The organism is Ornithinimicrobium sp., assembly GCF_030537745.1.
Classification (GTDB): Bacteria; Actinomycetota; Actinomycetes; order Actinomycetales; family Dermatophilaceae; genus Ornithinicoccus.
In genome coordinates this window covers 54,590-62,645 of the sequence record NZ_JAUNVI010000009.1, presented here as the reverse complement: position 1 = coordinate 62,645, position 8,056 = coordinate 54,590, and the positions used below count along the sequence as shown (strand labels likewise).

Annotated in this window: 9 protein-coding genes, 1 pseudogene and 1 riboswitch; of the genes and pseudogenes, 1 reads left to right on the top strand and 9 read right to left on the bottom strand. The window is 69.2% G+C overall.

The genetic code is table 11. The annotated features are described in order from the left end of the window. The 7 genes and pseudogenes from Q4P07_RS03820 to Q4P07_RS03790 form a co-directional block, all read right to left on the bottom strand. Positions 1-318 (bottom strand): annotated as a pseudogene (locus tag Q4P07_RS03820) (hypothetical protein); the annotation flags it as partial. 118 nt (positions 319-436) lie between these two features. Continuing rightward, positions 437-581, bottom strand: a riboswitch (cyclic di-AMP (ydaO/yuaA leader). 263 nt (positions 582-844) lie between these two features. Continuing rightward, positions 845-1,528, bottom strand: coding sequence for a metal-dependent transcriptional regulator (locus Q4P07_RS03815; protein ID WP_303373563.1), 684 nt, complete (start codon positions 1,526-1,528; stop codon positions 845-847). A 43-nt stretch (positions 1,529-1,571) separates the two neighbouring features. Beyond that, positions 1,572-2,294: a pyridoxamine 5'-phosphate oxidase gene (pdxH, locus tag Q4P07_RS03810; RefSeq protein WP_303373562.1), complete on the bottom strand. Its 723-nt coding sequence runs from the start codon at positions 2,292-2,294 to the stop codon at positions 1,572-1,574. Then, positions 2,291-2,683, bottom strand: a complete 393-nt coding sequence (locus Q4P07_RS03805; RefSeq protein WP_303373561.1) for a hypothetical protein — start codon at positions 2,681-2,683, stop codon at positions 2,291-2,293. Before Q4P07_RS03805 ends, pdxH begins: the two co-directional genes overlap by 4 nt. Positions 2,684-2,757: 74 nt before the next feature. Beyond that, positions 2,758-4,593, bottom strand: a complete 1,836-nt coding sequence (locus tag Q4P07_RS03800) for a gamma-glutamyltransferase family protein (RefSeq protein WP_303373560.1) — start codon at positions 4,591-4,593, stop codon at positions 2,758-2,760. Positions 4,594-4,678: 85 nt separating this feature from the next. Then, the gene (locus Q4P07_RS03795) at positions 4,679-5,968 is read right to left on the bottom strand and encodes an MFS transporter (protein WP_303373559.1); all 1,290 of its coding nucleotides are present in this window, start codon (positions 5,966-5,968) and stop codon (positions 4,679-4,681) included. Beyond that, entirely contained in the window at positions 5,965-6,504 is a 540-nt protein-coding gene (locus Q4P07_RS03790; RefSeq protein WP_303373558.1) for a MarR family winged helix-turn-helix transcriptional regulator, read from the bottom strand. The genes Q4P07_RS03795 and Q4P07_RS03790 overlap by 4 nt, the downstream gene beginning before the upstream one ends. Positions 6,505-6,575: 71 nt before the next feature. Here Q4P07_RS03790 and Q4P07_RS03785 point away from each other — a divergent pair, with 71 nt between their 5' ends. Next, on the top strand, positions 6,576-6,821 hold the full coding sequence (locus Q4P07_RS03785) for a DUF2530 domain-containing protein (RefSeq protein WP_303373557.1): 246 nt from the start codon (positions 6,576-6,578) through the stop codon (positions 6,819-6,821). A gap of 5 nt (positions 6,822-6,826) precedes the next feature. Here the strand turns inward: Q4P07_RS03785 and Q4P07_RS03780 are convergent, their stop codons facing one another. Together Q4P07_RS03780 and Q4P07_RS03775 are read right to left on the bottom strand one after the other, a co-directional pair. Then, positions 6,827-7,573 (bottom strand): DUF3027 domain-containing protein, encoded by a 747-nt coding sequence (locus Q4P07_RS03780; RefSeq protein WP_303373556.1) that lies wholly within the window; start codon positions 7,571-7,573, stop codon positions 6,827-6,829. A gap of 2 nt (positions 7,574-7,575) precedes the next feature. Next, on the bottom strand, positions 7,576-7,977 hold the full coding sequence (locus Q4P07_RS03775) for a cold-shock protein (protein ID WP_303373555.1): 402 nt from the start codon (positions 7,975-7,977) through the stop codon (positions 7,576-7,578). Positions 7,978-8,056: the final 79 nt, after the last annotated feature.

Here is an 8,056-nt window from a genome sequence, read left to right as displayed (position 1 = left end):
CTGCGCGGGCGCGGCCTGCTGGACGGCAGCTGCTGGCTGCGCGGGCGCAGCCTGCTGGGTCGGCTCAGCCGCGGCGACGCGCTCCTGGGTGCGGCTCGCCGCGACCCCGGTCCGCTGCTGGACCTGCACAGGGACAAACCCGGAGAAACCCGTGGTGCCGAAGTTCGCGGCGTGGGCCACCTTGGCCGGCGCCTTCGCGGCGACGGCCGGGCGTTCGGCGGCGGCCACGGTCTCGGCCACCTGCACCAGCGCCTGCGCCCCGGACAGGCCCGGGAACTGGTCCTGTGGCGAAGGGGTGGCATGGGCAGCGACGCTCACGCCGGCGATGAGACCGGTCGAGGTGGCGGCGACTGCAGCGGTTCGGGCCAACGTGGTGCTGGCTTCGTTCAGTCGGCTGGGCCGGCGGTGCCGGGGGGCGTGGCGTTGCATCACGGTCTGGTGTCCTCCAAATGCCTACGGGGTCAGCTGTCGGGCTGGGGGTGGAGATCCCCTGGTCCGGCAGGTGCCGAACCGTTCGCCCCAAGGAGCCTTGCGGCCCCAAGATTGGGTCCCCCGCTCCTGTCGCGCGGTAGTTTCGTGCGGGCACCCGTGCGCGCAGACAGGACTAGGCGGTAGCACGCTTGGGTTCTCCTCCAGGGAGAGGAGCGCTCTCACGCTATACAGACGCTGGCCCCCGTGTCATGTTCGGGTGGCGAACCTGTGGAAAACCCGCCGGGATGCCCCCGGGACCCACCCCCTCCACCTGCAGTAACGCACATCACTTGACCCAACTCCCAGGGTGGAAGTGACTGAGATCACATCAGGGACTCGCGTCGCAAACGTCGGCTACGCCGCGTTCGGCGGGTCAGAGACAGAAAATGTGTGCCGCCACGTCGCCGGGGAGGGAGACCGCCTCGCCGTCCGGCGAGGTGGACTCAATGATCGTCCGCTCATCCTCGCACCACACGGTCACCTCGGCGCCGGGTCGCACGCCGGAGTCCAGGAGCAGGCCGAGCACTTCCGGATCCACCTGGACCGGCTCTCCGAGCCGGTTGACCGTCACTCGGACCTTGGTCCCGTCCTTGCCGAGCTCGCTGCTGGGCTGTCCGGCAGGGATCGTGGCCGCCGCGCGACCAAACTCTTCCAGCCCGGGGATCGGGTTGCCGTAGGGCGAGGTGGTGGCGTCGCCGATCAGGTCCAGGATCTTCTGCTCGACCTCATCGCTCATGACGTGCTCCCAGCGGCACGCTTCGCCGTGCGCCATCGCGGCGTCCAGCCCGATGACGTCGGTGAGCAGCCGCTCGGCCAGCCGGTGCTTGCGCATCACCCGCACTGCCGTGCGACGTCCGTGCTCGGTGAGCTCGAGCAGTCGGTCCTGCGTCAGGTGCAGCAGCCCGTCACGCTCCATCCTTGCGACGGTCTGGGAGACGGTCGGGCCCGACTGTCCCAGCCGCTCAGCGATCCGGGCACGCATCGCGACGACACCGTCCTCCTCCAGCTCGAGGATGGTTTTGAGATACATCTCGGTGGTGTCGATCAACTCGCTCACATCGGCCATCCTACGGGGACGGCTGGGGCCTTCGACAGGTCCGTCAGGGCTGCAGTCGCGACCTGCGCCAGGCGCCTGCGTCCTCCAGGCCACCGGGACGGATCCGCTCCCACACGATCCGGTCGTGCAACCTGCTGCGTCGCCCGGCCCACAGCTCGACGCGGTCCGGGACGATGCGATAGCCGCCCCAGTGGGCGGGCACGGGCACCGCACCTGGCTCTCCGGTGTCGGGATAGCGCTCCGCCCATTTGCGGTATGCCGTCTCGATGGCTGCCCGATCCGGTGCCGGCCGGGACTGGTCGGAGGCGTGCGCGCCCACCCGAGACCCCCAGGGCCGCGTCCTGAAGTAAGTAGTGACCTCGTCCTGGGTGAGCAGCTCAGCCCGGCCCCGAAATCGGATCGCCCGGAACATCGCCGGCCAGGTCAGCACCGAAGCGACCATCGGGTTGGCGCGCAGCTGACGACCCTTGCTCGAGTCAGTGTTGGTGAAGAACTGTGGGCCCTGCGCATCGATGCCACGCATCAGCACCGTCCGCACGTCCGGCAGCCCGTCGACGTCGACGGTCGCCACTTCCATCGAGGTCGGCTCGGGCACGTCGCCCCGCTCCGCCTGGCGGGCGACGGCCGCCTCCACCCAGTCGAGCACGATCGCTAGCGGGGCCTGCGGGCAGTCGCCTTCGACGAGCCCATCGCTGCGGTAGTCCACGCGCACCTCTCCCAACTCCAGGCCGTCGTCACGGATCACGCGGCTCTCCTCCATGCTCATCGACGCGGACGCTTGGGCAGGTGGATCGTCCGGCGCAGCTCCTCAGGACGCTGGCGCTTGCCCGGGTCGGCATTGAGCAGCAGCGTCTCATAGGGGATGTTGGTGTGCGGATGGGTGCCCACCGGCTCGTTGCGGGAGAAGACGACCCAGTAGAAGTCCCCGGCGTGGAAGACCTGCTGCAGCGCGCCGTCGACGACGGTGTCCGCGTGCGCGAGCGCCAGCTTGCGTGCCCTGCTCCTGATCTTGGCCGTCTGGTCGTGCACGAGCTGCCGTGCCGGGCTGCCCTTCTTGAGCAGTTGCTCGGCGACCTGCGGCCCGTACTTCTGCGCCAGTGTGTAGGCCACCGGGCCGTACTTCAGCGCGAGCTTGGCGAGGTGGGGGGTAGCCAAGGAGGCCTCCTGGTCGGGGTGAGCCCCACCGTAGGTGATGGGGACAGAGGGAACACATTAATCATGGGCGGCCGTCAACGCCCGACGGCATATCCCTGCATTCCCCGCGGATTCGCAGCGGCCGACATGATCCCCGACTCGGGATCACGCGCGACGACGCACATCCGCCCCAGCGACCACGGTCCCTGGTCGAGGAGTTGGTGCCCGCGGGCACGCAGCCCCTCCAACAGGTGCGGCGCCAGGCGCGACTCGTGCACGAGGACCCCGGGCTCGGTCGCACGGGGATGGAAGCTGGCCGGAAAGCTGGTCGTGTGGAAGGTCGGTGCGTCGATCGCCTCCTGCAAGCTCATCCCACTCACGAGGAGACGGAGCAAGAAGACGCTCTGCCACTGGTCCTGCTGGTCACCGCCTGGGCTGCCGCACGCCAGGATCGGTATGCCGTCACGAAGGACGAGCGTCGGCGTCAAGGTGGTCCGGGGGCGCTGCCCGGGCACCAGAGAGCTGGCCAGACCCTGCTCGAGCCAGGCCATCTGCAGTCGGCTGCCGAGGCAGAACCCGAGCTCGGGGATGGTCGGTGAAGACTGCAGCCAGCCGCCTGACGGCGTCGCGGAAACGAGCATCCCCCATCGGTCGACCACGTCGACGTGACAGGTGTCGCCCCGGGTGACTCCGTCACGGTCCACCTCCGGGTCGCCAGGATCGGGACTCGGGGCAGGTGCTGCGACCTCGCGGACGCGCGGCACCGTGGGCTCCCCCGCAGCCGCGTCCTCCTCCAGCGCCCCATCGACCAGGAGGGCCATGGCGGCGACGCGCGGCTCGCGGCCACCGGGTGACCCCGGTCGCAACTCCAGGCTGGCGTGCTCCCCGATGAGCGAGGCGCGCTGCTCGACATACGCAGGATCGAGGAGCTCTGTCAGGTCCACCGGGGTCCCGTCCCCCAACCAGGCCTCCCGGTCGGCCATCGCCAGCTTCCATGCCTCGACGAGGGTGTGGATGCCCTCCACGGTGTCCAGGTCGCTCTCCCCGGCGGCGTCGAGCAGCGCAAGCACCTGCAGGAGTGCAGGTCCCTGGCCCCACGTGCCGGTCTTGGCGATGGTGTGGCCGTGCCACTCAATCACCGCTGCGTCTTCCCAGGTGGCTTCGAAGTCGGCGAGATCGGCGGCGGTGATGACGCCGGGGAGCACTCGGCCGCCAGCGTGGTGGCAGGGACGCTGGGCAAAGGCACCGATCGCCTCGGCAACGAAGCCGTGCGACCAGGCCCGGCGGACCGCATCGATCCCCTGCTCGCGCGTGCCTCCCTCGGCGGACTCTGCGTCGAGCAGCCGCTGCAGGGTGCGCGCCCAGACCAAGTTGGTGACCAAGGAACCCGGCGCCGGGGGGGCGCCGTCGACCAGCCATTGGTCGGCCGACGTGGTCCAATGCGAGGTGAAGAGCTCCCGCACGGTGCCGATCGTGGTGCACACGCGCTCGAGGATGGGATGGCCGTTGAGGGCGTAGCCCAGGGCTGGCGCGGCGACCTGGCTCGCGGTCATGGTGCCCTTGTCTCGGAGCAAGACCATCCACGCCTCGAAGGCACCAGGCACCGCAGTCGCCAGCGGTCCGGAGCCGGGCACCCGGTCGAGGCCGGCCGCCAGGAAATGCTCGGGGGTCGCGCCGGCGGGCGCAGGACCCTGTCCACACAGCACGCGTGGCGTGGGGTCCTCCACGGACGCCACCATGAGGGGCAGGTCACCGCCCGGCCCGTTGAGGTGGGGCTCGACGACCTGGAGCACGAGCCCTGCCGCGACTGCCCCGTCGGCCGCGTTCCCACCGAGCTCGAGCATCGCCATACCTGCCTGGGAGGCGAGCCAGTGCGTGCTCGAGACCATCCCCAGAGTGCCCGCGAGCGTCGGTCTGGTAGTGAAAGTCATGCTCAGCCCAGCGTCGCCATGAGCGGCACCAACAGAAGGGCAGCCAGAGCCACCAGGACAATGATGCGTCGGGTGTGGGCGTTCATTAGTTCACCTTCTCGGGGACGGGTTCGATCACGGCACCACGCTCGAGGGCCAAGGGACGGGTCCAGCTGGCGCGTAGCCGCAGGCGCAGGTTGTCGTGCCGCATGACGTAGATGGTCGCCACGACGGCGGTGAGCCCGCAGGCGATCGTAGCCATCAACACTGTCCATCGGGCACCGAACGCCTCGCCGACCCAGCCGATGAAGGGCGCCCCGAGGGGGGTGCCACCCATAAAGACGGTCATGTAGAGCGCGAGGACGCGACCCCGGACGGCCTGGTCGGTGGTCAGCTGGATCATCGCGTTGGCACTGACCATGACGGTCATCGCGGTCAACCCCGTCGGGACCAGCAGCACCAGGAAGATGGTGAAGGTCGGCGCCAGCGCCACCCCGAGCGTGAAGAAGGAGAAGAGGAAGAGCGAGCCCAGCAGGAGACGCCATCGCGGGCGCTCCCGCCGGGCGGCCAGGAGGGCACCGGCCAGCGAGCCGATGGCCATCACCGAGCCGGTGATGCCGTAGTCGGTCACCCCCTTGTGAAAGGCCTCGGTGGACATCAGGGCGTTGGTCAGCTGGAAGTTGAGCCCGAACGTCCCATGCATGAAAGCGATGACCATGATGAGGATCAAATCGGGTCGCCGACGCACGTAGGCCAGCCCCTCGCTGACCTTGCCACGCGGCTTGGTGCGGTCGGGACCGCCCGTGAGCGCCGCGCGGTCCAGCATCAGGAGCGCGATGAGCACCGCCACGAAGGTGAAGGAGTTGACGATCAACGTCGGTCCGGTGCCGACCGCGGCGATCATCAGGCCGGCCGTCCCCGGGCCGATGAGGCGGCCCGAGTGGAAGGACGCGCTGTTGAGGCCCACGGCATTGGCCACCCGATCACGCGGCACCATCTCGGACACGAAGGCCTGTCGGGACGGGGCGTCTAGCGCAGAAGCGAGGCCGGAAAGGAAGGCCATGAGATACATCTGCCACAGCACCATGCCTCCGGACAGCACCCACAGCCCGGTGATGAGCGCAAAGATGCCCATCAGCGACTGGCTGACGAGCATGATGTTGCGCTTGGAGAAGGAGTCGCTGATCGCCCCCGCGATCGGGGTGAAGAGCAGGATCGGCAGGAACTGGAGCCCAGTCACGATGCCCAGCGCGGTGGCCGAGTTGTCGCTCAGCTCGGTGAGCACGACCCAGTCCTGGGCGACCCGTCCCATCCAGGTGCCGATATTGGAGATCAGCGCACCGGTGAAGTAGATGCGATAGTTGCGCACGCTGAGCGCGCTAAACATGGTGCTCATCGGTCCAGCACCGTCTCGAGCAGGACGGTCGCCTCACGCAACACCTGGCGTTGCTCTGGTGCGAGGTCCTCCATGCGGGAGATCATCCACCGGTCGCGGCGGAGCCGTTCAGCGTGGATGAGGTCCGCACCCTCCGCGGTCAACGAGAGCCGCACCAGGCGACCGTCGCGTTCGTCGGCCGAGCGGTCGACATACCCCAGCTCGTGCAGGTGCGCCACGGAGCGGCTCATGCTGGGCGCGCTCACCTGCTCGATGGCGGCCAGCTCACCGACGGTGCGCGGCTCGCGAGAGAGTCGCGCCAGGATGCTGACCAGGTGCGGGGCCAGGGCGTTGTCGGCCTCATAGCGCACGCGGCGGGTGACCAGCATGCACGCGGCGCGCAGGTCGTGGGCCAGGTCGGCGACACTCTTGTCAGCCTCGGCCGGGGAGGGCGTGGCCGGGCGGGAGCACCCCGGGTCGGGCTGGCTCGGGGTGCGAATGGGATCAGGTCTGGAGGGCGTGGGCATCGGGGCTTCGGAGAGAGGGCGAGCAGACAACTTCGTTAGCCTAACTCCTTATCTTAGTTAACTATTCCGGGTGCGGACAGGCACGCCGTTAAGGTGCAGGTATGGAGCAGGAGGAACCTCGCGGGGGAGGTCACGCGGCGCCCGGCACGCCCGAGGTGCCGCCTCCGCCTGCGCCGCTGCGCACCGCCACGCTGGTGCGGTGGGGCATCTTGGCCTGGGCGCTGGCGCTCGTCGTGCTGCTGGTGCTACCGCGGGCTGACGAGCGCACCTGGTGGGTGTGGGTCCCGGTCGCTGGGATCGTCCTCGGCGCGCTCGGTTATCGCGCCGCACGGAGGATGCAGGGCTGAGCGCTTCAGCGTTCGACGAACTCGATCTCGCCGTCGTCGTCCAGCACGGGCGGCTCGATGCGGTCGGGCTCGCGCTTCTCGACGTCGACCTCGCTGTGCGCGCCACAGCCGAAGGTCAGCGAGACGACCGAGCCATCAGCCGGCGACCACTCGTTGGAGCACACGCCGAAGGTCGAGCGCAGCGCGCCAGCCATCGGCAGGAAGTAGCCACAGGTGGAGCACGGCTGGAGAGCCTTGCGCGCGGTCTCGCTATCCGGACCGTGGTCACCTTCGTACCAACGGGTGGCGGCGGCGTCGCGGCCCTCGGCGGACAGCACGCGCTTGCGGCCGAGGCCGAGCTCCCACTGCGCCATCTGGTCGACGTCTTCCTCCCCGGTGGCCTCGAACCCGGCCTCCAGATGAGGGTCGGCGTCGACATAAGGCGTGCGGTCGGAAGGGCCGATGTCGCCGGGGGCCAAGCGCTCGGCATACGGCAGCCACCCCGGTGAGAGCAGGGCTCCCGCGCCGGGCAGGAGATGGACCTCGCTGACCGTCGCCTTCCTCGCCCGCGGGGAGCGAGCCAGAGTGACGGCCCAGCGCCAGCCCGGGTAGGCCGAGGCCGTGCACGCAAAGGAGTGAGTGACCAAACGGTCGTCTTCCAACTCCGCGCTCAGGTGCTCACCGACTGTGTCCCCTTCAGCGATCGCGAGGGCTGCCTCGCGCGCGACCTCGACAGCGGCGGTCAGGACGGCATCGGTCTTGGGGGCTGCCACGGTCAGTTGCCCGCCTCAAACTGGTCGGCGACGGCCCGCAGCGCCTTGGCCATCATCGCACCGTGTGTGCGGTCGGGGTAGTGCCCCTTGCGAAGGGTGGTCGACGTCTGGTCCAGAAGCGTGATGAGATCCTCGACCACGACGATCATCTCGTCAGCCGGCTTGCGGTCGCGCAGGGTCATCCCGCGCGAGACCGACGGTGCGGGCTCGAGCAGGCGCACCTGCAGCGCCTGGTCGCCACGCTTGCCGGCGACGATGTCGAACTCGACCCTGGCGCCACGCTCCAGCGTCGTCACACCCTGGGGAAGCGCTGAGCGAGGGACATAGACGTCCTGTCCCTCGTCGCTGGACAGAAAGCCGAAGCCCTTGTCGTCGTCGTAGAATCTGACCTTGCCGGTGGGCACGGTGCACCTCGTCAGAAGTAGGGGTGATGCGGATGCTTGAGGATATCGTCCGCGGGGACGCAGCGCGAACCACCGCGCT

Excerpts from the sequence above, each read along its gene's own strand:
- Q4P07_RS03785 (WP_303373557.1), top strand. The coding sequence starts at position 6,576 with ATGGAGCAGGAGGAACCTCGCGGGGGAGGTCACGCGGCGCCCGGCACG.
- Q4P07_RS03800 (WP_303373560.1), bottom strand. The coding sequence starts at position 4,593 with ATGACTTTCACTACCAGACCGACGCTCGCGGGCACTCTGGGGATGGTC.
- Q4P07_RS03795 (WP_303373559.1), bottom strand. The coding sequence starts at position 5,968 with ATGAGCACCATGTTTAGCGCGCTCAGCGTGCGCAACTATCGCATCTAC.
- pdxH (WP_303373562.1), bottom strand. The coding sequence starts at position 2,294 with ATGAGCATGGAGGAGAGCCGCGTGATCCGTGACGACGGCCTGGAGTTG.